The following is a 23,435-nucleotide window of genomic DNA, read 5'->3' as shown; positions in this document are numbered from 1 at the left end:
ACATCCTTATTCTTCACATGAGAGAGGCACAAACGAGAACTTCAATGGTCTCCTCAGAGAATATGTCCCTAAAGGAGCCTCACTTAATTCACTAACCTCTGAAGAACTAGACAAATATATCACTGCCATCAATGAGCGACCCAGACGACTTCTTCAATACCAATCCTCGAAATTTCTGTTTGGACTAGCCCAGACAGCTTAACCTCTGGATCTCTAGTTATCAATGAACTTGTTGCACTTGACTTGACAATGTGCGATTGAAAATCGGCTAGAATTACTAAAAACTTCTGAATGTTCTGATTTTTTAACAACTTAGGGATAAAAATAAGGGAATAATTTTATTTTCCCTTACCAGAATGTAGACAGACTATACTTTGGAAAAGTAAACTGAGTAGCTCTGCTAAAAAAAATTAAAAAATTAGTCTCATTTTGCGAGCGAAGCGGGCCTACACCGAGACTTTCCGCTGTGATGAAAATGCTTGAGACGTTGCCGTCTCAAGCATTCGGAACTATTGAGACCTTAGGCTCAATGGCTAGGTATGGAATTCCGTAGGTAGCTCAAACAGTCTGGGAGACTGTTTGAGGAGTAAACCCAGAAACAAGAAAGTTTACTACCGTCCGGCATCACCTCAGGAAAGTCCTAAAAGAGGCTTTGTCTACAAACTCATAAGGGAATTTGAGATCCCCTTACACATCTACTTATTTTGATAGTTGTAAAACCTTGGCTACTGCTTCATCCTCTTTCATTGCTTTCATGAAACGAGCCAGATTCCTAGCCACCCTGCCCCTTGATTTTTTAATGTAGAAAGACATAGGGACCTCCTAATTTTAAAACTGCTATCAAACCTACTTCACTCTTTCAGCTGACATTTCAAGTACTCAATAGCCTCCTTTGTCAACAGTCTAGGACCACGCACCGCCTTGACTCCCAAGTCCATCATGCGTGATTTCGGCAACACATCATCGGAAAACTGAGCAAGCAATTCCACCTGCATGAGTTTCTTTTCTGTCGGAATATCTGACTCTCCATGATTTTCCAAGTTTGCCCCCAAGACCCGACAGACATAGCGAATAGCCTGTACAGGTGCCGTGACATAAATGGCTACGATGTCCCCGGCTTGAATAGTTGATTTTTGCGGCCAATAGACTACCTTATTTTCCGCAAACTCGGTATCAATATCATAGACCTTGGGATTGGCTGGAATAACCCAGTAATCAGGCCCTTGCGCCGCCTTGTAGGATTTTGGTCCTACCAGATAACGGCTCTTCTCAAGGAGGGCAAAAATCGTCTGGTCCTCTACCGTATCATCCAACAAGACCGACACCCAGGCCTTCTTCGACATATGGTAGGCAGGGAAAATGCCCGACTGACTCAGCAGCTCTGCTATTTCCCGACCGTCAACCTTGAGATTGACAATCTCCACCTCTTCTTGAGAACCGCTCCCATCCAGCTTGCCCCTCGGAATCTGACTGACCAGGGCGTACCACTTGTTATTGGAGGAATGGCGAAAAGCCCCATAGGTCGGCAACTTGGCAAAGGGATAGTCAGGAAGGTCACCCCACTGCTCCTTGATGAGCTGGGCTAGGCGGTTGCTTTGGTCTTTGGTAAATGGCAGAGCGATGCAACATGCCTCCTCTACCCGAGTCAAAATTGTTTGATAAACCTCTCGTACCTGGCCCACAAAAGCCCCAGCTGGCGCAGTCACCAGATGGGCAGTATAGACCTCCTCCATCTCACAATCCCAAATATAAGACGACAGCTGACCAGCCTCATCCACCTCCACCACTGCCTCAAACTGCCCCTCCATGAAGACCTCACGGTAGGTGTAACGATTGTTGGAGAGGATGAAACCGAAAGGGAGGAGAGAGGGGAGGTGGATTTTGTAAGAATTGATTTTGTTCATAGATGCCTTTCACTAAATAATTAATCCCACTCACCAATGAGTACCTCTTTCAAAAATTTTTTAGGAATCCAAAATGAGTGTTTTGTAATTCTTCTACCATCGGGTAATTTGTCAGTATCTGATAATTTTCCCTTACCAACAAATTCATTATGTCTAATTTCGTAGTAAGTATTCTGAGCATGAATTTTCGTGAATAAAATTGTATTGACTTTACTCTGAGGAAAGTTGGTAGATACTTTATTACCATTTTGACTCAATTCAACACCGTCTTGGATGATTTTTCGTGTTTCTATCCAAACTCTTTGGACCTCCGGAATTAGTCTATCTGGAAAACCCCAAAACTTGATATTATCTAATACAAATAATTTATCCGATACTTCTTTAAAAATGACAAATAAAAACCGTTTATTGCAAATTTCCAAAAATGGATGCGATTCCTCCCAGACATCATTCCTAGCCAATTCTTCAAATTGATAAGTCTTAAACGGAGAGTCCTCTTTTGGTAGCCCATTTTTATCTACACGAATAACGCGTAAATTCATATTGGCTTTTTGAAATTCTTGTGTCTTTTCAAGGTCCCCAGTTAACCCCAATATATTTCTAACCAGAGTGCTATTTTTGCCTTTTGCTCTAGGATTCACGTCAAATCGACTATATAACTCTGTTTCAGAAAATCCTTTATAGGCTAAAATTTTGTCCGCAATGACCTGTGTAAATGCTTTTTTCTCACCTCTGGCAGTTGCTAGAATACTTTCTTGATCAACTTGATTAAATATCTTGTGATTAATCAAGTAGGTCATATAGCTAGATTTTAATTCCCAAGCCCTTTGTTTTGCTAAAGTGTCACTAAATGGCTGAATGCGAAGATCTTTTCCTTTCCCTGCACCTTTTGTACAGGTAGATAAATAGTTCCCATCTGATTCGGAAAGTTCATGGGCTTTACCTTGCTTAATCTTTTCTACAATACGATTATAATCCTCAAGAATGACCTCCATGTCCTCTTCAAACCATTCATACAAGAAGACTTTTTCAATGATATAGTCTGACATGGTTTGACCTGGAATGAGGCCATTGTAGAACAGCAGGAGTATTTTAGAGCATTTTTGCCATAAATGAGTGGAGTAAAAGTCATATAGGTTTTCCTCCATGTAGTTTAATATGGTTAAAACTAATCGCTCTTTTGCACTAATTGTTCCATTCTTGTTCACTTTAAAAGGCGTTACTTTTAATTCCACTCCAACCTTATCAAAGTCAGCAGCAGAATCACTATTAGGCTGATAACCATAGAAATACTTTTCTATGTAATTGCCATATTGCCCCTTAGATTTCATGCTGATTTCTTTATCGACAACTTCTGAGATTGTCCCATCTTGAAAATCTCGATAAGTTTTATATGGCGAAACCTGGTATTCCGCAATAATTTCACCAAGTGACCTATCTAATAAATGTTGAGAATAATCAAGAATACTTTGAATGTCTGTTTCATCATAATTGAATAAGTGTTTTTCCATATTAAATTTCCTACTAAATTCCTATAGCTCTATTATATCAAATAAAAATCCTTGATCGAAATTGTTTTTTACGTTATAATAGATAGTATTAAATGAACTTGAGGAGAAAAAATGAATATTCTCGAACTCTTTGCCGGTGTAGGCGGTTTTCGCATCGGTCTTGAAAATGCTGACAAAGATTACTTCCAAACTAAATGGGCAAATCAATGGGAGCCTTCTCGAAAATCACAGGATGCTTTTGAAGTTTACGATTTGCATTTTCCAGATAGTGAAAACATAAATATTAGTATCTCGGAAATTTCTGACGAAAAGTTTGCTGAGATGAATCCAGACATGATTGTTGGTGGTTTTCCATGCCAAGACTATTCTGTCGCTCGTAGCAAAAAGAACGAACAGGGAATTGAAGGAAAAAAAGGAGTTCTCTTTTGGGAAATTATCCGTGCCACTCGAATCACCAAACCCAAGTATCTTATTTTAGAAAATGTTGACCGTCTATTAAAAGCACCATCTAAACAAAGAGGGCGTGACTTTGCAATTATGTTGACAGCATTTAACAATCTTGGTTACTCGGTTGAATGGCGAGTTATCAATGCTGCCGAATACGGACGAAGTCAACGCCGTCGTCGTGTATTCTTTTTTGTTTATCGAAATGATACCACTTTTGCAAAAAGACTTGACGAACAATTTGAAAACACTGAAACTGTGTTTAACGAAAATCGCTACAATGAGTATCTATTCCATTCAGGTTTGTTTGCTACTCAGTTCCCAATTAAATCAACACCAATAAAAAATCGCCAAGTCTACTACGAATTGGCGAATGATATTGTTGAAATATCAGATAACTTCACAGGTACTGTATGGAATACAGGTGTCATGAGACACGGCAAATACTATTCCGTCGATACTCAATGTGACTATGAAGGTCAACCAATCACTCTTGGAGAAATCTTACAAGATGAAAAAGATGTACCTGAGAAATACTTTTTGACAGACCCCGCTAAACTAGAAAAATTCCAATATCTCCGAGGTCCTAAAAAGATCGAAAGAACTTCGGCAGACGGTCATACCTATACTTATTCCGAAGGTGGAATGTCACCAACCGATGACTTAAATCTACCTGGACGAACTATGTTGACTTCCGAAGGTACTGTCAATCGCTCTACTCATTTTATCAATGTGAACAATCGCTATCGTTTGATTACTCCTGTAGAAGCTGAGAGACTGCAAGACTTCCCAGATGATTGGACAAAGCAGAAAAAATTAGCAGATGGCTCCATTGTAGAAGTATCTGAAAAAATGCGTATGTTCTTTATGGGAAATGCCCTCGTAACTGAAATTGTACGAAAAATTGGGGATTATATAAAAGTACTTGAATAGAATGATCTCTTACCTTTAAAATGAATAGCAAGAAAAACACTCCTGTGAAAACTAGATATCTAGAAGTAAGAGTGTTTTTCTTTACATTTCATCTCTCATCATTTCAAGTATCTCGTTACGTTCATCAATCGTAAATTCTGGATTTATAATATCAGTTTCAATTGCACTGACCATAATTTCTTTCTTGATATTCAATCTTTTATATATTTTATCATCAATTGTGGAACGCATCCCCTCTTGTCCATCCAACATCAAATAGAAATAGTTAGTTTCTTGTTCTTTTGATAATCCCAATCTATGTATTCTATCTCTCGACTGTAACATATGTGTTAAATTAAAAGAAAACTCATAATATATAGCATCGTGAGCTACCATATGAAGCGAAACCGACTCTGCAAGTGTATGCGGATTCGTAATCAATACATCGTATTTCTGATTTTGAAAGTCTAAAATTATCTTTTCTCTTTCTTCGGCATTAATTGCACCATAAATTATTGCGACTTGCAGCCCACATTTTACTAAAGCTGAACGCAATTTTTCAATTGAATTAATGAAAATACACCATATAATATGTTTTCTTTTTTGTAAATACAATTGTTGCGAAAGCCTTATACAATCATTGAATTTTGAACCAACTCCAATTGAATCCAATAACCTAAGCTCTTCATCAGTATAATTTGGACTATCATCAACGACTTCTAGTCCAAGATTACTTGTTTCTTCATGTCCGCCGTACATCTCACTTGTTATATCATTCTTTAGCAGTTCTGGATTGGAAGATAGCTGGATTAATCGAATATATAATTTAAAAGGATTATGACTAAATTTTCTCCACAATAAATTAATAACAGCTTGTTCTGCATCAGTTGCAATTACTCTAAGTAAATGATCTTCATTTTCAATCGGAACATTTAGCTGTTGTTTTGTAACCCTCCAAAAAAATGGTGCTAGTCTATGATTTAATTCGTCTATTTCAGTTTTCTCAAGATAGCTCAACTGTTGTTTTGTATATCCAAAAAAGGAACTATATTCATTAGAATACAGAATTTGAAGGAAATTCCAAATATCCTGATAACTGTTAGGAATAGGTGTACCTGTCAGTACAATACGATAAATTACATTTTGAGAAAGTGCAATAGCAATCTGTGACCGAACTGAATCAATTCTTTTAATCTTATGAACTTCATCAAATACAAGTAATGTTTTTTCATCTATTATCTCATTCAATGCCTTCTCATAATTTGAAAGCGATTCATAATTTATCAAAAATAAATTATATCTACCTGTATTTTTATAAAACATTTCTGGAGTAAAATTTGGTGAATGGACATCAAATACAGTTAATTCCCTTTTGTGACCAAATACTTTTTTAAACTCCTCTTTCCAAGATAAGAATGAATTTTTAGGACCAATGACTAAAATTTTATTAACTTTATTAATCTGAAGACTTGATAAATATGCAAAAACGCCATAAACCATCGATGTTTTTCCTGCTCCTGGAACTGAAAAATTCGCAGAACGCTTCATAAATGTATGATAAAAACTTACCCACAATTGTAAATCAAAAAGAGGGCGACTAATTTCATCCTGTACAATTTTTGCAAACTGATTAAATTCTTCTTCAAAAGCTCTATCTTTTTTCTTTATTAATAACCCTCTGTTAGCTATCTCTGAAATTTCAAATTTATGCAAACTAATAAATGTTTCAACTGAATTAGATACTACAATTTCTGTTTTTGTTCTTTGTCCATACCTATTGAAGCAAGCAATAATTTCTTCCACTTCATTAGAATTAAGATTCGATCTAAAATCAGTGATTTCAGTGTTTAAGAGCCCCTTTTTGATTAACTTTTTTAACGATCTCTGTCTTGAATCGATTTTTTTATCCAGAAGATTATTTTGAATTTTTAATCCATCATCATAATATATTACTATTGCATTTTTTCTTAACATCGCTTTATCCACTAAAAAACTACCATTACTATATGAGATTAACTGAGATTTTACAATCTCATCGATGGATTTCACAAATATCATCTCGTCACTTAATTCATTATTCCACAATAATTCAAACTCTTCCAATTTCATTTGCAAAATGGCTGAGTTACCTTTCCAACTTTCCAAAACTGTTATTTCTTCATAGTTTCTAACAAAGGCTGCCTCAGTCTCATTTAGAGATCCTGAAAAATAAAGTAAATTTCCATATTTATCTTTAAAAATTCCGAACTTTGCATGAAATAATCCACTTGTTGTAAATCCTATTTTGATATCTACCAATCCAATTTCAATTAAGAAACCTAGATTTCCCAAGTTCAGTCGTTGATCTAAATTTAGTTCTTTCAAGTTGATTTTTGCAATCAATTCTTGTTCAAGTTTCTTTTTGTTAACATATCCTGTGACTATGTCATTATAATCAGCTTCTGATAACTCATGAGATACAATCAACCGAAATTTACCGTTGTTTTTGAGTAACGATTTTAACCCAGCTGAAAAATATGATAATGAGGCTCCACTAAAATATCCACTAACTCTATTATATTCAACAGCTTCGCCTAGAGCTTTATTATAAAACGATTTTGGTATATCGTCATTTTTTGTTGAATATATTTGCTTAAATGAAATATTCGATAACATTAAAAATCACTCAATTCTCCAACTAATAATTTGACATTTTCTATCACATTCCTAAAATCTGTAAGCGAATTTTCATCTAGTCTAGCCAATGAATCTCTATCAATTTCACTCATAATCATATACGCTCGATTGAGAATTTCTAATGGTTTATTTTTTGCATTTTGTAGTTTTTTTTGCTCTACGAATGACTCTGTTAGTTGTGTTACTTTTTCAGAAATCTTCTTATCTAATTCAAGTTTTTCATCAAATTCACTTTCTGCTATAAAAAAATCAGTAGCGTCATCTAAAATTTGAGCTTCCTCAACTTCTTCTAATAACTTTTCTCGAAGTTTTCTATCTTCGAAAACCATCTTTAATTCTCTAATTCGACGAGTTACATCTCCATCAAGTGTTAAAATATTTGTAAAAAGATAATCTTTGATATCATCTTTATCATATTCATCTATTTTTTTACTGTTTAATATTTTATAAATTTCACGTAAGGGACCATCTACCTTTTGATCTCTCGCTATGTAAAATCGTTTAGGTTGATTAATAAACTCTAAATACTCCACTAATAATTTAGCGATTTCTATTTCTTTTCTAATCTCGGAAACAGAGAGTTGAGTTTCCCTCTGGTACTCTTCAATCGTAAATGTACCATCATTCTCAATTAAATCTCTATAAATATCAACTAATCGGTCAATGGGATTATAATCAACCCGAGACTCTATAGCGTGCTGAAGATTCAATTCTAAGCGCTTAATATCTTTCTCAGTATACTTCTCCTGGTCTAATATGATTGCTTCTAAGTAATTAAATTCCGCCCCAGCACCTTCTCTAGATAATTGCCTCAATGAAGTAAATCGTCTATTCCCATCCAGTACAATTCCATTGGACAAAACAACTGCAGGTTCGGTTTGAGACATAATTTTAATATTAGCCTTTGTTCTTTTCAATGCCTCTGGATTACTTTGTTCAATGTATCCCTCAATTATGTTGTTAAAATCTACTACACTCTCTGGAAAAATATTTCCGTCATCTGTATATTTTGAAACATAAGTGGCAATTCTCCCATTCTTTTTATTATATATCAGGTACTCTATAGGTACGCGATAAACATCAAAGACTCTCCTTTCTCCCTGAATTGACAATTTTTTTGTTGAAATCGGATTCCCCAATTGTAGTTCAAATAAATTCATTTTCCATATACCTCGTCTAAATAATCATCTTTATAAATATAGAGCTTTTCTAGCTCTTGCGAATAAAATACACCATGCTCTAATAATCTATATTTCACGTTATCCTCATCAAGATTTAAAGAATACTTTTGATTTAAATCATCAGTAAAGTCTTCAATACCTAAATTTCCAACTTCCAATAACTGGTCAACTAAAAAATCCGTCATCGTTCTTTTCTCACCTTTAAAATACAATGTAGGAAAACTCATATTGACACTTGTTACCTTATCTGATAAGCCAATAAGTCTATCCATTGTTATTAGTTCAAATCCATAATCTAATATCTTATGACAAAATCCCGAATCCAATAATTGTCTAATTGTAAAGTAGGTACCATCATTAACAAACTGTTCAACTTTACCAATAAAACTCGACAACACCTCAAACGAAAAATCTCGATTATGCAAAATATCTGTATTTAAATAACAACTTTCCCCTACTTTTAGAACTCTAAACTCTTTCTCTAAACTATATAGTGTAGAATAGTAATCATTTGTTTTATATATTGGATTTTCATCTGGAACAAACATTTTATTTTCAAGTATTTTGTTTTTTAGTGCATCTTTAGCTGACTTATACTTATTAGAAATAATCAGAGTTCCTCTATCTAGAAATCCTAAATCAAAAATTAATTTAGGTGTAATGTCTTTAAAATCAAGTTTATCTTTAAGAATTTTTATAAAGTCGTCTTTTATGTAAATATCCTCTGTCAAATATATTTCTAATTTTTCTTTTAAGAAAGAATAATCTTCTTTGTCAAAAATTATCATACCATTTTGTAAATACTCCGGAAATTCTGTCCAAAGATAAGAAGAAATAGAATTTTTCTGCAACCCAAATCTATTATTTAATTCATCTACAAATTTATCAAAAGATTTACCACTATATAAAATAATTTCATTCAACAAATATTCTTTCTTGCTCTTCTGACCATATACAAATTCCGGATTCCTCCCCAAATTAACAAATGGTATTTTTATTCCACTTTTTAATAAAAAATTGTGTAATTCTGAACCATCATTGAAACCAATGGATGATAAAAATTCATGATTAGAAGAATATATAAAATCCATGTTATATGGCCCAAGCTCCAAATCTTTGAATAAGTCTATTAATTTATCGGAAATTTCGATAGTATTATCATAATGAAAATATCTATATCCTTCATTAATCGATTTTATAATGTGTAAGCTACGATCCGCCAGTGCAAGTAGACTACGCAAATTTGAAATTCTTAGGCTTTGATAATCCTTCACATATTCATTATAGAGGTACCAAATTTCTTCAGGGGTAAAGTAAGCCTGTGTATCAATATTATCTTTCAAAACTTCTTCTAATGCATTAATTTTCGTTGCTCGACGAACTTTATCAGAGATTTGTATCTTCCTTTTCTTCCTTAAAACGAAGTCTTTAATTTCTGAATCAAAATCATTATTGATAATGTAGTCAGCAAAATCTAACTTCCCTTTCTTACAAACTAGATTTAATAATTCATAAACTCTATCATCAGCATTAAATACTCTTTCAAATAAATCTTTTGTAATTTCATATTTACAAAAAACATCCTTATATTCTTCAATTTCAGAAATCAATGGTAATTTTGATAATACTTTTTTTAACCTTTGTCGAACTCTCTCTCTAGTAATGTTGTACCTATCTCCAATTTCTTGCAGAGTTAATCCGCTTAACTTAAGAATGAAAATTTCTTTATCTTTGAAATCTGTGACTAAAAATCTTTCTAACGAAATCGGTACCAAAGGTGCCTTCTCAGCATTAGTACTAACTTTGATTTTCGGAATCTCATTTTGATTCACTTCTATTCTATCCCGAGCTTCAATAATACCTTGCAATTCGACTGAATAGTTTTCCAGACTAATCCCAAAATGTTTATTAAATTTATCTGAAAAATTTATATAGTTAAGATTCAAAATGACATTTTCTTCAAATTTAATAACTAGTCCCATTTCTATTAATTGATTAACAGTCTTCTCATTTTCAGTGATTAACTTATCATTTAATCTTATTGTATGATTTGAAATAAAGTGACAAAATAGATTCCACCTATTCAACTCCTCTCTAACATCATCTTTCAATAATTGCTGCTTATATAAATTAAGAAATTTCTTTGCTTTTTGCAATTTTACGGTTGATTCAATTTCATCAGAGCATTTATGAATAATAAATTCAGAAAACTTCACAATTGAATTAGTATTATAATGTAATTTAGTACTTTCAATATTGGCTCCTACAGATTCAAGTAAAAAAATTTCATCAGTAATATCTTTATTCATGATTTCAACAAAATTTTGATAAATCATTCTACAAATTTTATTGTACTTTCCTTTGGTCAAATTTTTATTAAATTTCTCATATTTCACAAAAAAATCCAATAATTCTATACCCAATTCTGAATATGACTGTGCCAAATATTTCGTTAGACCAAATTTTCTTAAAAAAAATAAAGTTAAAGTCATCTTTTCACCCTTAAAAATTTCATTATTCTGATTACATCCGTATATTATTTTTCATTAAATAAGAAAAACATAAAATAACTATTTCAATCATCAATTCGATATATTTTAATTTTCAGCTATAAAATCCCAATTGTTATCAAATATTATTATACCACAAAACCCAGCCTTTTTAGGCTGGGCATTTTATCCTATTCTACCTACTTAACCAACTTTTTCATCTCTTCAATCCGTCCTACTGTCGCATCGTATTTTGCTTGGTAGTCGGCTTGTTTTTCTTTTTCTTTTTCAACGACTTCTGGTTTAGCGTTGGCGATGAAGCGTTCGTTGCTGAGTTTTTTGCCGACCATGTCTAGTTCTTTTTGCCACTTGGCCAATTCTTTATCAAGGCGGGCTAATTCTTCTTCAACATTGAGCAAGTCTGCTAGTGGCAAGAAGATTTCAGCTCCTGTAATCACGGCTGACATGGCCAATTCTGGCGCTGTCAAATCAGCTGAGATTTCCAAGGTTTCTGGATTGGTGAAGCGTTTGATGTAGTTGACATTTGACGTGAAGAAGCTTTCCAATTCAGCGTCACTTGTTTTCACCAAGATAGTGATTGGTTTTGATGGTGCTACGTTAACCTCTGCACGCGCATTACGAACGGCACGAATCAAGTCTTTCAAGCTCTCTACACCCTTATGAGCTTCCGCATTCTCAAATACTTCATTGACCACAGGGTAGTCAGCTGTTACGATTGATCCTTCAGCATACTGAGCGAAGATTTCTTCCGTCACAAACGGCATGATTGGGTGGAGGAGGCGAAGGATTTGGTCCAGCGTGTAGAGAAGGACAGAGCGGGTCATGACTTTCTCAGCCTCGTTGTCGCTGTAAAGCACTTCCTTGGTCAGCTCGACATACCAGTTGGCGAACTCTTCCCAGATGAAGTTATAGAGGATGTGACCAGCCACACCAAACTCGAACTTGTCGAAGTTTTCAGTGACCTTGGCAATGGTTTCGTTGAGGTTGTGGAGAATCCAGCGGTCCGTCACATTACCAGCCTCACCAGCTGCGACTTTGGCAACATTTTCACGCGCCGCATCCAAGGTCAAGCCTTCATTGTTCATGAGGATATAGCGGGAAATGTTCCAAATCTTGTTGATGAAGTTCCAAGAAGCATCCATCTTCTCATAAGAGAAGCGGACATCCTGACCAGGAGCAGAGCCATTTGACAGGAACCAACGCAAAGCGTCCGCACCGTATTTCTCGATGACATCCATCGGATCAATCCCGTTTCCGAGCGACTTGGACATCTTGCGACCTTCTTCATCACGGATCAAACCGTGGATCAGCACGTTCTTGAATGGCTGACGGCCTGTGAACTCAAGCGATTGGAAAATCATCCGCGACACCCAGAAGAAGATGATGTCGTAGCCCGTTACCAATGTTGAAGTTGGGAAGTAACGCTGGAAGTCAGCCGCGTTTTCGTCAGGCCAGCCCATGGTTGAGAATGGCCAAAGGGCAGAGCTGAACCAGGTGTCTAGGACATCCTCATCCTGTACCCAACCGTCACCTGCTGGAGCCTCTTCTCCGACGTACATTTCGCCAGATTCGTTATACCATGCTGGAATCTGATGTCCCCACCAAAGCTGACGCGAGATAACCCAGTCGTGTACATTTTCCATCCATTGTAGGAAGGTATCGTTGAAGCGTGGTGGGTAAAATTCTACCTTGTCAGCTGTGTCTTGGTTGGCAATGGCATTCTTAGCCAATTGGTCCATTTTGACAAACCACTGTGTTGACAAGCGTGGCTCGACTACCACACCTGTACGCTCAGAGTGTCCAACGGAATGCACACGGTTTTCGATTTCCACAAGGGCACCCAGTTCTTGCAACTTCGCAACCGTTGCCTTACGAGCTTCAAAGCGGTCCATGCCTGCAAATTCACCTGCCAACTCGTTCATGGTGCCGTCGTCGTTCATGACATTGACTTGTGGCAAATTGTGGCGTTGTCCAACGAGGAAATCATTTGGATCGTGGGCAGGTGTAATTTTCACAACCCCTGTACCAAATTCTGGGTCTGCGTGTTCATCCGCAACGATTGGAATTAACTTGTTAACGATTGGCAGGATAACGTTTTTGCCAATCAAGTCCTTGTAACGTGGGTCTTCTGGGTTAACCGCCACCGCAACGTCACCGAACATGGTTTCAGGACGAGTTGTCGCAACTTGAAGGGCACGAGAGCCGTCTTCCAACATGTAATTCATGTGGTAGAAGGCACCTTCTACGTCCTTGTGAATCACTTCGATATCAGAAAGAGCTGTGCGAGCCGCTGGATCCCAGTTGATGATAAATTCGCCACGGTAGATCCAGCCTTTTTTGTAGAGTTCTACAAAAACCTTACGAACAGCTTTTGACAAGCCTTCATCAAGTGTGAAGCGTTCACGTGAATAATCCACAGATAAACCTAGTTTACCCCATTGCTCCTTGATAGTTGTAGCATATTCATCTTTCCATTCCCAGACTTTATCGAGGAATTTTTCACGCCCAAGATCATAGCGTGTCACACCTTGCTCCCGCAAGCGCTCCTCAACCTTAGCCTGAGTGGCAATCCCCGCGTGGTCCATACCTGGAAGCCAGAGGGTGTCAAAGCCTTGCATGCGTTTTTGGCGGATAATGATGTCTTGAAGAGTGGTATCCCAAGCGTGTCCCAAGTGCAACTTACCAGTTACATTTGGCGGCGGAATGACGATAGAATAAGGCTTAGCTTCCGCATCGCCTGACGGCTTAAAGACATCTTGGTCCAACCAAGTTTGGTAACGACCAGCCTCAACCTCGGCTGGATTGTATTTTGGTGATAATTCTTTTGACATATTTTGTCCTTTCCACATTTATAAAACTTGCTTAATCAAACTCATGATATACTCTAAATTGTCTGTCGTCTTGACCTTCAACTCATAATCTCCATTACCAAAATGGCCGATATTGGAAACATCTCTGGTTAATTGTTTTGGATCATCCAATTGACCAATTCGTGCATTTATGAACAGTTTTAACTGCTTGTTTTGAATTTCAATATCAACAATATTATGACCATCCTTCTTAAAAGCGACATACAATTTAGTAGGAATTAACTCACAATCCGGTATCAATTGAAAAATAGCTTGTTTAAAGCTGTCATACAACTCTACAATATCGTCCGATTTTTTGAGTAGTAAATCTTCCTCCGAATAGGTTTTTAGCTCCTGGGCAACAAGGGACAGATCCGATTGCTCTTTAGAAACTGATGTCTTAATACTCGGGGCATTCTTCGATTTTTTAATACCATTCACAAATAGTACATCATTTTCAAATTTCCTAACTTCCCAAAGCTCGATATTCAAATCTTTGAAGTCAACAGCCTGTTTTTGAAAGGAAGTAAAATTAGGAGAAACAAAAGCCACCTTACTTTGGGACCAGTCTACCTGTGATTTATTTAGCAACTTCCCTGTTCGTTCTTGATACTCCAAAATGAAATCTGCCTTGTATTTCAACAAAGTATTCAAATAAGACACACCTTGATCTAAAACGCTTTGGTTGGCGCTACGCTTGTACTCAATAATAACAAAGGCATTTGTTTCTTGATCAAAGGCAAGTGTATCTAAGCGCTGATTCTGAATAGAAAACTCCGAAGCAATAAATTCTAAGCCAGTTAACTGAGTTAGGTGACGCTCAAATAAGCGTTGTAAATCGCGCTCTAGCTTAAATGCTTGATCTTTTAAATGATACAATTCATTCCCATTTAACTTAAATAGATTCATCACAAACCTCTCCTTTCAAATTCCCCCACCAACTCTATCTTTATCCCATCTGGGTCTTCCAAATAGAGAGCATAGTGGTCTGGTCCTCCTGCGTGGGGATAGCGGTCGTCGTAGAGCAACTTGACTCGTCTGGTCAAAAATTCCTTCCGCCATTGGTCAATCTCATCAGGTGTGCCCGCATGAAAGGCTAGATGATTGAGACCTGTTCGGCAACGGTGATAGCCTGCCTCTAGGAAATCCTGTGGCGTTTGGACAAAGACCAAGTACTGCTCTGCTTTTTTATAAGACAGCCCGTCCTCCCACTCCTGATAGAGCGAGTAGCCCAGCTTGGTCAGGAGAAAGTCGTAAAACGCACGTGAGATTTCCAAGTCTGAAACATATATTTCAACATGATGTAGCATTTCTTCTCCTTTCCAAATGAAAATCCCTGCCTAGACTTGCTAGACAGGGACGAAGTAATTCCGCGGTACCACCCTTGTTCAGATAAACTATCTGCACTTTGCTTATTCGATTCATATCATCAGCAACCAGTTTTGACATTTGTGCGGATTTCTCAGTACCACCGCTTCCTGTGACAAATGGGGCTCAAAACACCTCTGAATGCTATTATTGTAGCAAATAAGACAGACAAGTGCAAGAAATTTACTGGATTTCTCAAACTCCCTAACCTACTTTAAACCAATCTGTTAGTCCTTACTCTACCAAACCACCAAAATCCTTTATCAACAAGCCTGTTGCAGTTTTTTCAAAAACGTAATGTCGATTGGAGTGACCTGTTGCTGGTGAACGACCATCAGTATAGGAAGTGATAGTGGTATAGGAAATATCGCAAGTGACAGTATTTCCTGATACTTGGATATTGGAAATGCTATCAGTTGTTGAGTCATAGCGCGCTATCCCCTCATTTTCCGAATGATTGACTACCCAATCAACTGTAATACGATGACTTTCAGATCCCGTTACAAAATTTTCAGCAATCGCATCTGTACGTGTTACCAATGAGCGATTGATATCCTTACGGTACTGATTTACTCGCTCTACTATCTGAGCCTGCACATCTTCTACTGATGCATCTTGCTTGTCGCTTTTTTCATCAGCCCTGTAATAAAATGAACCGTACATTTCAAACATCACAAGCACACGATCCTTAGTTGTATCATCCTGATTTGAAATCAGTGCACCAGTTAAATCAATGGTTGGAGTGCCAGCAGGAAAAAAGAAGTAAGCTATGCGGCTTGTTCTCACACCAGTTTCTGTTACGATGTATTCAACATAACCATCTTCATGTTGCATCACCTCCACATCCCCCATCAGCTTATCCGTCAACTTCAGGGTTTCTTGACCATTAGTCCACTCCCCCTGGACACTCCTTAAATCTCTCTTATAAAGCGCTTCTATATCCATTTTATTGGAGGTCGTCTCTGTGGTATTAGCGGATGTTGATGTAGAGCTTGAACTTGAAGTGGAGCTAGTGGATATGTTTTTTGAGGCACTTGTTGCTTCTTTCTGTTTAGAAGGAATTACTTTGACATCCTTTACTTGCTCAGTATCTTGCAAAGCCAGTTTCAAACAATAGCCACCTACTCCTAAAACAGCTATCCCAAGTACTAAAAAAAGGCGTTAAGAAAATGGTGTACGAGATGTTACTCTCACACGTCCCTCTTGAATCGCTTGATGCAATTCAACTGGAGAGGGATTGCGCCCATGAACTTTTTTAAATTGTTTGATAAAATTTTTTTGATTCATGTCTTATTTATTAATTACCCTGTAGATTATTGTTACGTAATTCCAGGGACGGTGCTTCTTAAGCTTTCAATTCAATCGCTTTTTCCTTCAACTGCTTGATAGTTGCAGGACCGATGCCTTTAAGAGCCAAGAGCTCTTTTTCTGTATGGTTTGCAAAATCAGCCACAGATTGAATACCTGCTTGGTAGAAGGTTTCCAAACGTGCTGCCGCAATACCTTCCAAGTCAGGAAGTGCCATAAAGGCTTCCAATGAAGTCGCTGAAGAAGTCACCTCTGCTACAACTTCATTCACTTGTTCCACAGCATGCTCTACTGCAGCTTCAGCCTTTTCAACTACAGTTTCAACAGCCTCACGCGCTGTAGCAACCCCCACACGCCCTGCACGTTTCAAGTCTGCCAACTGTTTTTTCAATAGTTTTTTACGATTTACATTTTTCTTTGCCAAGATTTCTATCCTCTCTTTAATAATGTCTTTGGCCAAATAAGCCATCTGGTAAATCATGGAAACCCTTGCCAGCATGATAGTTGGCAAATTTCCCCTGGATAAAGCGATAAGCGTCTAACTTACTTTCGTAACGGATGTAGGCATCCGCAGCACGCGCATCCTTATCCTCTTCCAAGACACGACGGCTTTCTTCTACCGCCATCTCGTTTACCATGACCTGAGTATTGACCCAAGCTTCAAATTCCTTTAAAAATTCTTGTTCTTTTGTCATTATTTTCCTCTTTCGTCTGCTTCAATCGAAACACACCGATTTATTATACCACATTTTCCAAAAAAGACAAGAAGCCCTATCTGTCTAGCAGGTAGAGCCTCTTATACTCAAAATCAGACGTTGGTGACTTGATTTGATGAACTTCAGTTCTATCTGCATCTACGTCGCCTAGTCTGATTTTGATTTTCATTGAGTATTACTTCTCATTCTTACCATGAAAATTGATAAACAGTCTGGGACAAGAATTCCTCATCTTTTTCTAGCAAAATAGAACCAAAACCATCTAGGTTGCAAGCATTTGGCAGAGCCTGGCATTCCAAGCTAAAGGCACCATGGTAGGCAGCCAAAGCTTCAACAGGATAATTGTAGGTGTAGATGACTACTGATGGCTGATTGGTTCGCACGCGCAGACTTATTTTCCCATCTGGGCTACTAACTTCAACTGGAACCTCCACCTGCTCCAAAAGCCATGGATGGTCGTAACCTTTCACAAGGATATTCTGAGGGTGCTGGCTGTCAAAGCCCTGAGCAAATCTTGCTCCATCTCTAAAATCAAACGGCGTTCCCGTCACATCCTCCAAGACACCTATTGGTAGATTATCATCACCAAGCGGAGCATAGCGATTGGCCGCAATCCGAATTTCATGGTCTGCTACTGACTGCTGAAAATCCCCCGTTAAGTTGAAATAGATGTGATTGGTCGGATTGAAAATCGTATCTTTGCTAGACACCGCCCGGTAATCTACCGTCAACTCGTTCTGGTCTGTTAGACCATAAATAGCCTCAACCCTCACATCTCCTGGAAAACCATTGAAACCATCTTTTAGGACAATGCCAAAGGTCACTTGATTTTTCTCATGGTCTAGAAGGACATCCCAGTACTGTTCATTTGCCGTGTCAACTCCACCATGCAAGGTACGACCTGGCTCATTTTCTGTGAACTGATAACTGGTTCCCTTTATCTCAGTCTGGGCTCCTGAAATACGCCCCGCTACTGGGACAATGCTTGAACCAGGGTACAAATCTGTCTTACGGTAATCATCATCCGACTTGGCAGCCAAACTGACATTGCGTAAACCACCATTTTCTTCTACCGGCAAGAGCACTTCCACCACTCTCGCACCAAAATCAGTCAGAGTGACCTGCATGCCATTCTTATTTTTCATGTAATAAAGCTTCGCTTGTTTACCAAATTCTTTTACTTCAATCATCGCTTTCCCTCACAAAATCAAATGAGGGGAGGCAATCAACTTGCTTCCCCTCAGGATACTTAAAGCCTATTTAAAGCTAGTATTAGCTTGCCATAATACTTTGGAATAACCCTCGCTTTCCGATTTATAAGCTAGGGCTGTCTTTGGTCACTCTTTCATTTCAAGGTGACCAGTTGAAACAGTTCCCCAAACTGTTTCAACTTCCCTGACTGTCCTCGCTTTCGTATTTTCAGGCTCGGGCTGAAACAGTCACTTCCCTGACTGTTTCACTCATCCTCATCATCGCTGGATGTGAGGAGTTTGTTGATGTGTTGAATATTGGTTGAACCAAATTCGACGTAGTCAACGTCCTCTCCTAGGAGAACACCATTCAAGAAACCGATGACCATCGGCATGTTCATACCTGCATAGAGGTCAAACTGCGCACCGTCAATCAATTTACGAGAAACCACGTTAGCAGGTGTTCCACCAAGTAAATCTGCGAAGACAACAAAGTCGTCTAAATCTGCAATTGTTTCTTCAAATTTTTTCTGGAAGTCTTCTGGACCTTCTTCAGGAAGGAGTGCCACAGTAAAGATATTGTCCTGTGGCCCCATAATCATCTCAGTGGATTTTTTGAGTTCCTGACAGAATGTTCCATGACTTACTAACACTAAGCTCTTCGTCATATTAAGCGCCCATACCAAATGCGAAGCGACCAAGCGCTGAGAAGGCAAGTGCCAATACAATGATAATCAAGATAGCCTTAGTTGAAGTCATACCCTTGCGGCCCAACAACCAGAAGACAAAGCCTGTGAAGATTGCAGGAACCAAACGTGGGAAGATTGAGTTCAACAAGTCTTGGATATCAATTGTTTTCTCACCGATTGCTGGAGTCCAAGATACTTCAAAGTTGATCATAGTTGCAATCAAAGCACCCATCATGAAGACACCCATTACAGATGCTGCATCAACAAGGGCAGTCAAACGATCGCGCATTGTTGTGATCAGTTTAGTACCTTCTTTGTAAGCAACTTCCAACTGTTTCCAACGGAAGATGTCGTAGACAACTGCTACAGCAACCCAGAGGAAGATACCGAGTGGGTTCCCATCAGATGCAAAAGTCGCTGCAATTGTACCCATGATAGCTGGTACCAAGGAACCAAAGATAGAGTCACCGATAGGGGCAAATGGTCCCATCAAACCAGTCTTGATACCATTAACCGCGTCTTTAGAAGCAACACCGTCGCTTTCTTCGAGGGCAAGGTCAATCCCAGTGATGATGGTGTGGAAGAATGGAGAAGTGTTGAAGAATTGTGTATGCAATTGCATCATTTCTTTCAATTCAGGAGTTCCATCTCCATACATTTTACGCAATTGAGGCAAAATCATGTAAAGGTAACCAGAACCCTGCATCCGCTCGTAGTTCCAACCCAATTGATAAGTGAACAAGCTACGTTTGTTGATTTGATTAAAATCTTCTTTTGTTAATTTGTAATTAGATTTCGTCATCGTCAATTTCCCCACTTTCTGAATTTGATGGAGCAACCACTGCTACTTTTTGGCTATTGATGTAGTGCAATACTGAAAGGAATGCACCGATAATCGCAATACCGATCATTGACAAACCTTTGAAGTTGTTTACAAATGATACACCTGCATCTTCTGGAAGAGTTCCAACGATGCCTGCAACAGCACCACCCAAAGCAGATACGTTACCGTAAAGAACAGTCAACATAGCTGTAAGGGCAAAACCGATTGCCAAGTAGTGAAGGTTACGTTTAAGTGGAAGGTAGTGGAGCAAGATTGCAAATCCAAGACCTGGAAGCATACGAGCAGCGAGAGTCAAACCATCAGCAACCCATTGGTATTGTTGGATAGTGTTAACCATTGATTCAACGAAGCCACCACCGAAAGTGAGAGCCAAGAAGACTGGAAGTGCACGAGAGAGTGCCCATGGAATCGCACCAAGAAGGTAGTTACGCTCGATTGCTTTGTAGTCGAATTTTTCAACCGCAGCATCCACACGGTGTGCGAAGTAAGTAGTTGAGAAACGACCTGCAATATCAGTATAAACAAGAAGTGCCGCTACTGGTACCGCGATAGTTGATACCGCAAGTTCTGGATCGATACCTTGTGAAACAGAGAAAGCTGTCGCAAGAACCGCACCTGAAGTTGCGTCGATACGAGATGCACCACCGAAGGTACCAACACCGAGTACCATCAATTGAAGTGATGCACCGATAGCAAGACCAGTGGCCATATCACCCATGATCAAGCCTGAGATGAACCCTGCAAAGACTGGTGAACCTGCTGACGATACGATAGTCAACTCATCACAAATCTGATAAGCAGAGTAGAGCGTTAAAAGTACTATTTGCCAGAATTGCATAATAGTGTTCCTCCTTTAAAATTTTTCAAAAATATCCGAATGTTAACGAACTTTATCCAACAAAGGCATAAAGTCTTTAGGTGTATCACCTGGTACCATTTGAGCAATCAATTTTACTCCCTTGGCAACCAAGGCATCAAAATCAGCGATATCCTTATCAACCACGTTGATAGAACGAGTCACTGAACGCGTTTCAGGTGTTTGAGACATGTTCCCTACGTTCAATTCAGGAATTTCTACACCATATTCAACCAAGCGCAGGAAGTTTTCAGGGCGACGTGCCACAATCAAGAGACGTTGGCTATCGTACTTACCTTCCTTGATGTTGTTAGCTGCTTTTTCGATAGGTAAAATGGATAATTTTACACCAGGTGGGCAAGCTAATTTCAATCCTTGTTTTTCAATGTCGTTTTGAGCAACAGCATCGTCAATAACCATGATACGACCGATATTTAATTTGGTAGTCCATAGGTTAGCAACCTGACCGTGGATCAAACGACCATCAATACGTGTAGCAATAATTGCCATACTAGTTCTCCTTTTAGATTTCTTTATAGATGGGTTCTTGTGAAAAGCTTATCTTCTCTCTATATCTTCCTTCCGTCTCGAAGACGATAATCTCATTCTCTCCTTTCTTTAAGTATCCTTTCGGAAGATAGAGATAGAGGATTGGGCCTTTTTCCCAAAACCGACCAATATTAACATTGTTTACAAATACTACACCCTTACCAAATCCTGTCATGTCCAGGTAGGTGTCTGCCAGTTCATCCACTTCAAATCGGTAGCGGTAAAAGGCTGGTTGCCCTTCCTTCCACTCCTTGGTAAAATCTACCGTTTCTACAGATTCTAGGGGGAGAGGATAGGTTTGCCAATTGCCGATAAAGTGAAGATCAGCTATCGCGCCCCGACCAATACCTTTGGACTGGGTTGGTGCGGTTAGCTTGTGACCATAATTGACACGTCCCATATTTTCGACCAGGATTGAAATGTCGGTGTGCTGATTCTGCAAATCCAGCTCAATATCCTCACCGATTTCCGTCTGATACTGAGTTGTGACCAGATGGCCATCTGCATAGACCTGTATCCTGTCACGCGCATCAATCACTCTAAACCGTTCCGCCTCATCCTTATCCTTTTCAATGGTAGTCTGGTAGAGAATGTAGCCTGTATTCTGACCCAACTCTTCCATATTTTGTGGATAGAAGCTAGATAGGGAACCGCTTACATTTTCTAGTGTCCCAAAGAGACTAACTTTTGCCTCTAATTCCACCGATGGGTAGGCTTTGGCTGCTTTAATGAGTGGTTCAGCATAGTTCAATTCTGGATAGGCTTCCTTCATCAAGGATTGAATAGCATAGAATTTCTTAGTAGGATTCCCCGCCTCATCCAAGATGGCATCGTAGTCATAGGAAGTTACCTGTGGTAAATCAATCTGACCCCGGGCCGAACAGCCGTTCATAAAGCCGAAGTTAGTCCCTCCATGGAACATGTAAAGATTGATAGACCCAAGCTGGATACAATCCATGACAGACTGGGCAAGCTCATCTGGATCCCGGCGAATAATCTCATCTCCCCAGCGATTGAACCATCCATCCCAAAATTCCATACACATGAGTGGCCACTTCTTATCGTATTCATCGAAGAAATCTTGCATCATAGCAAAGTTTTCTGCAGCCTTGGAACCAAAGTTTCCTGTGACCAAAATATCATCGTCTATCAGGGTACCAGCTCTCAAAGTGGCTCTCCATGGACCATCCGATGTGAAGAAGGGAGCTGTCAGGCCATGCTTTCTCATCAAATCTGCTACTGCTCTCAGGTATTCCTTGTCCTCTCCGTAGGAACCATATTCATTTTCCACTTGGAACATGAGAATGTTTCCACCTTGTGAGAGTTGGTGCTTGGCCAATTTCGGAAGAAGAGAAGCGTAATATTCATCTAAATGCCTCAGATAAGTTGCATCGTGCGAACGTATCCGAAGCTCCTCCGTCATCAACCAAGCGGGGAGACCTCCCCATTCCCACTCTGCACAAATATAGGGGGAAGGACGAACAATAGCATATAGCCCTAAATCCTGAGCAATGCTTAGAAATCGTTCGATATCTAAGATTCCTTCGTAGTTGAACTGACCTTTCTGAGGCTCGTGCCAGTTCCAGGGGACGTAGGTTTCAACTGTATTAAAACCCAGGGCCTTTAAATTGTACAAAGAGTGATACCAATCATCAGGGTGAACCCGAAAATAATGAATTGCACCAGAAAGAATTTTGAAAGCCTTCTGATCCAAATAGAACTGATCCTTTATTTCAAATTTCTGCATTTATTTTGCCTCCGATGTCACTGCATCCCTTTGTTATCAATATATTAACACAAATTACTGGTTATGTCCAGTAGTTTTTTTGAAAAAATGTAAAATTTTTTAAATCGCACATTGTCAAGTCAAGTGCAACAAGTTCATTGATAACTAGAGATCCAGAGGTTAAGCTGTCTGGGCTAGCCCA

20 protein-coding genes and 1 pseudogene are annotated in these 23,435 nt (G+C 38.6%); 3 read left to right on the top strand and 18 right to left on the bottom strand.

Annotated features, from left to right (window positions below; genetic code table 11):
* Positions 1-202, top strand: a pseudogene (locus ACHBID_RS10650) (IS30 family transposase); the annotation flags it as partial.
* A 649-nt stretch (positions 203-851) separates the two neighbouring features.
* Here the strand turns inward: ACHBID_RS10650 and ACHBID_RS10645 are convergent.
* The gene (locus ACHBID_RS10645) at positions 852-1,904 is read right to left on the bottom strand and encodes an MmcQ/YjbR family DNA-binding protein (RefSeq protein WP_394732298.1); all 1,053 of its coding nucleotides are present in this window, start codon (positions 1,902-1,904) and stop codon (positions 852-854) included.
* 20 nt (positions 1,905-1,924) lie between these two features.
* On the bottom strand, positions 1,925-3,415 hold the full coding sequence (locus tag ACHBID_RS10640) for a Sau3AI family type II restriction endonuclease (RefSeq protein WP_394732296.1): 1,491 nt from the start codon (positions 3,413-3,415) through the stop codon (positions 1,925-1,927).
* 111 nt (positions 3,416-3,526) lie between these two features.
* Between ACHBID_RS10640 and dcm the strand changes: the two genes are divergently transcribed.
* On the top strand, positions 3,527-4,792 hold the full coding sequence (gene dcm / locus ACHBID_RS10635; protein WP_394732293.1) for a DNA (cytosine-5-)-methyltransferase: 1,266 nt from the start codon (positions 3,527-3,529) through the stop codon (positions 4,790-4,792).
* Between the two features lie 81 nt (positions 4,793-4,873).
* Here the strand turns inward: dcm and ACHBID_RS10630 are convergent, their stop codons facing one another.
* The 7 genes from ACHBID_RS10630 to ACHBID_RS10600 form a co-directional block, all read right to left on the bottom strand.
* Entirely contained in the window at positions 4,874-7,426 is a 2,553-nt protein-coding gene (locus tag ACHBID_RS10630; RefSeq protein WP_394732292.1) for an SNF2-related protein, read from the bottom strand.
* Complete coding sequence (locus ACHBID_RS10625; protein WP_394732290.1) at positions 7,426-8,607, bottom strand: hypothetical protein; 1,182 nt, start codon at positions 8,605-8,607, stop codon at positions 7,426-7,428. The genes ACHBID_RS10630 and ACHBID_RS10625 overlap by 1 nt, the downstream gene beginning before the upstream one ends.
* Positions 8,604-11,120 carry a sigma factor-like helix-turn-helix DNA-binding protein gene (locus ACHBID_RS10620; RefSeq protein WP_394732288.1) on the bottom strand — a complete coding sequence of 839 codons (2,517 nt, stop codon included), beginning with the start codon at positions 11,118-11,120 and terminating at the stop codon, positions 8,604-8,606. The genes ACHBID_RS10625 and ACHBID_RS10620 overlap by 4 nt, the downstream gene beginning before the upstream one ends.
* Before the next feature lie 197 nt (positions 11,121-11,317).
* Positions 11,318-13,969 (bottom strand): valine--tRNA ligase, encoded by a 2,652-nt coding sequence (locus tag ACHBID_RS10615; protein ID WP_394732286.1) that lies wholly within the window; start codon positions 13,967-13,969, stop codon positions 11,318-11,320.
* 18 nt (positions 13,970-13,987) lie between these two features.
* Positions 13,988-14,896 carry a DUF5655 domain-containing protein gene (locus ACHBID_RS10610; protein ID WP_394732285.1) on the bottom strand — a complete coding sequence of 303 codons (909 nt, stop codon included), beginning with the start codon at positions 14,894-14,896 and terminating at the stop codon, positions 13,988-13,990.
* Positions 14,896-15,297 (bottom strand): VOC family protein, encoded by a 402-nt coding sequence (locus ACHBID_RS10605; RefSeq protein WP_394732284.1) that lies wholly within the window; start codon positions 15,295-15,297, stop codon positions 14,896-14,898. The genes ACHBID_RS10610 and ACHBID_RS10605 overlap by 1 nt, the downstream gene beginning before the upstream one ends.
* A gap of 292 nt (positions 15,298-15,589) precedes the next feature.
* Entirely contained in the window at positions 15,590-16,300 is a 711-nt protein-coding gene (locus ACHBID_RS10600; protein ID WP_394732282.1) for a hypothetical protein, read from the bottom strand.
* A 19-nt stretch (positions 16,301-16,319) separates the two neighbouring features.
* On the opposite strand from ACHBID_RS10600, the gene ACHBID_RS10595 reads away from it, so the two are divergent.
* Entirely contained in the window at positions 16,320-16,472 is a 153-nt protein-coding gene (locus tag ACHBID_RS10595) for a hypothetical protein (RefSeq protein ID WP_394732281.1), read from the top strand.
* A gap of 44 nt (positions 16,473-16,516) precedes the next feature.
* Here the strand turns inward: ACHBID_RS10595 and ACHBID_RS10590 are convergent, their stop codons facing one another.
* The 9 genes from ACHBID_RS10590 to ACHBID_RS10550 all read right to left on the bottom strand — a co-directional run bounded on the left by ACHBID_RS10590 (position 16,517) and on the right by ACHBID_RS10550 (position 23,254).
* Positions 16,517-16,642, bottom strand: a complete 126-nt coding sequence (locus ACHBID_RS10590) for a hypothetical protein (protein ID WP_394732280.1) — start codon at positions 16,640-16,642, stop codon at positions 16,517-16,519.
* A 58-nt stretch (positions 16,643-16,700) separates the two neighbouring features.
* Positions 16,701-17,087 carry a helix-hairpin-helix domain-containing protein gene (locus ACHBID_RS10585; protein WP_394732299.1) on the bottom strand — a complete coding sequence of 129 codons (387 nt, stop codon included), beginning with the start codon at positions 17,085-17,087 and terminating at the stop codon, positions 16,701-16,703.
* A 16-nt stretch (positions 17,088-17,103) separates the two neighbouring features.
* Positions 17,104-17,358, bottom strand: a complete 255-nt coding sequence (locus ACHBID_RS10580; RefSeq protein WP_105209718.1) for a DUF1912 family protein — start codon at positions 17,356-17,358, stop codon at positions 17,104-17,106.
* Positions 17,359-17,567: 209 nt separating this feature from the next.
* On the bottom strand, positions 17,568-18,569 hold the full coding sequence (locus ACHBID_RS10575) for an aldose epimerase family protein (RefSeq protein WP_394732278.1): 1,002 nt from the start codon (positions 18,567-18,569) through the stop codon (positions 17,568-17,570).
* A 266-nt stretch (positions 18,570-18,835) separates the two neighbouring features.
* Positions 18,836-19,237: a PTS sugar transporter subunit IIA gene (locus ACHBID_RS10570; protein WP_172009494.1), complete on the bottom strand. Its 402-nt coding sequence runs from the start codon at positions 19,235-19,237 to the stop codon at positions 18,836-18,838.
* Position 19,238: 1 nt separating this feature from the next.
* Entirely contained in the window at positions 19,239-20,060 is an 822-nt protein-coding gene (locus tag ACHBID_RS10565; protein ID WP_105161240.1) for a PTS system mannose/fructose/sorbose family transporter subunit IID, read from the bottom strand.
* Positions 20,047-20,943, bottom strand: coding sequence for a PTS mannose/fructose/sorbose/N-acetylgalactosamine transporter subunit IIC (locus tag ACHBID_RS10560; RefSeq protein WP_161943055.1), 897 nt, complete (start codon positions 20,941-20,943; stop codon positions 20,047-20,049). The genes ACHBID_RS10565 and ACHBID_RS10560 overlap by 14 nt, the downstream gene beginning before the upstream one ends.
* Positions 20,944-20,982: 39 nt before the next feature.
* Entirely contained in the window at positions 20,983-21,468 is a 486-nt protein-coding gene (locus tag ACHBID_RS10555; RefSeq protein WP_105123427.1) for a PTS sugar transporter subunit IIB, read from the bottom strand.
* A gap of 13 nt (positions 21,469-21,481) precedes the next feature.
* Positions 21,482-23,254 (bottom strand): beta-galactosidase family protein, encoded by a 1,773-nt coding sequence (locus ACHBID_RS10550; protein WP_394732275.1) that lies wholly within the window; start codon positions 23,252-23,254, stop codon positions 21,482-21,484.
* Positions 23,255-23,435 lie beyond the last annotated feature (181 nt).

It is taken from the genome of Streptococcus sp. A25 (genome assembly GCF_043674095.1).
Lineage (GTDB): Bacteria > Bacillota > Bacilli > Lactobacillales > Streptococcaceae > Streptococcus > Streptococcus suis_V.
This window is presented reverse-complemented; position numbering and strand designations above follow the sequence as displayed.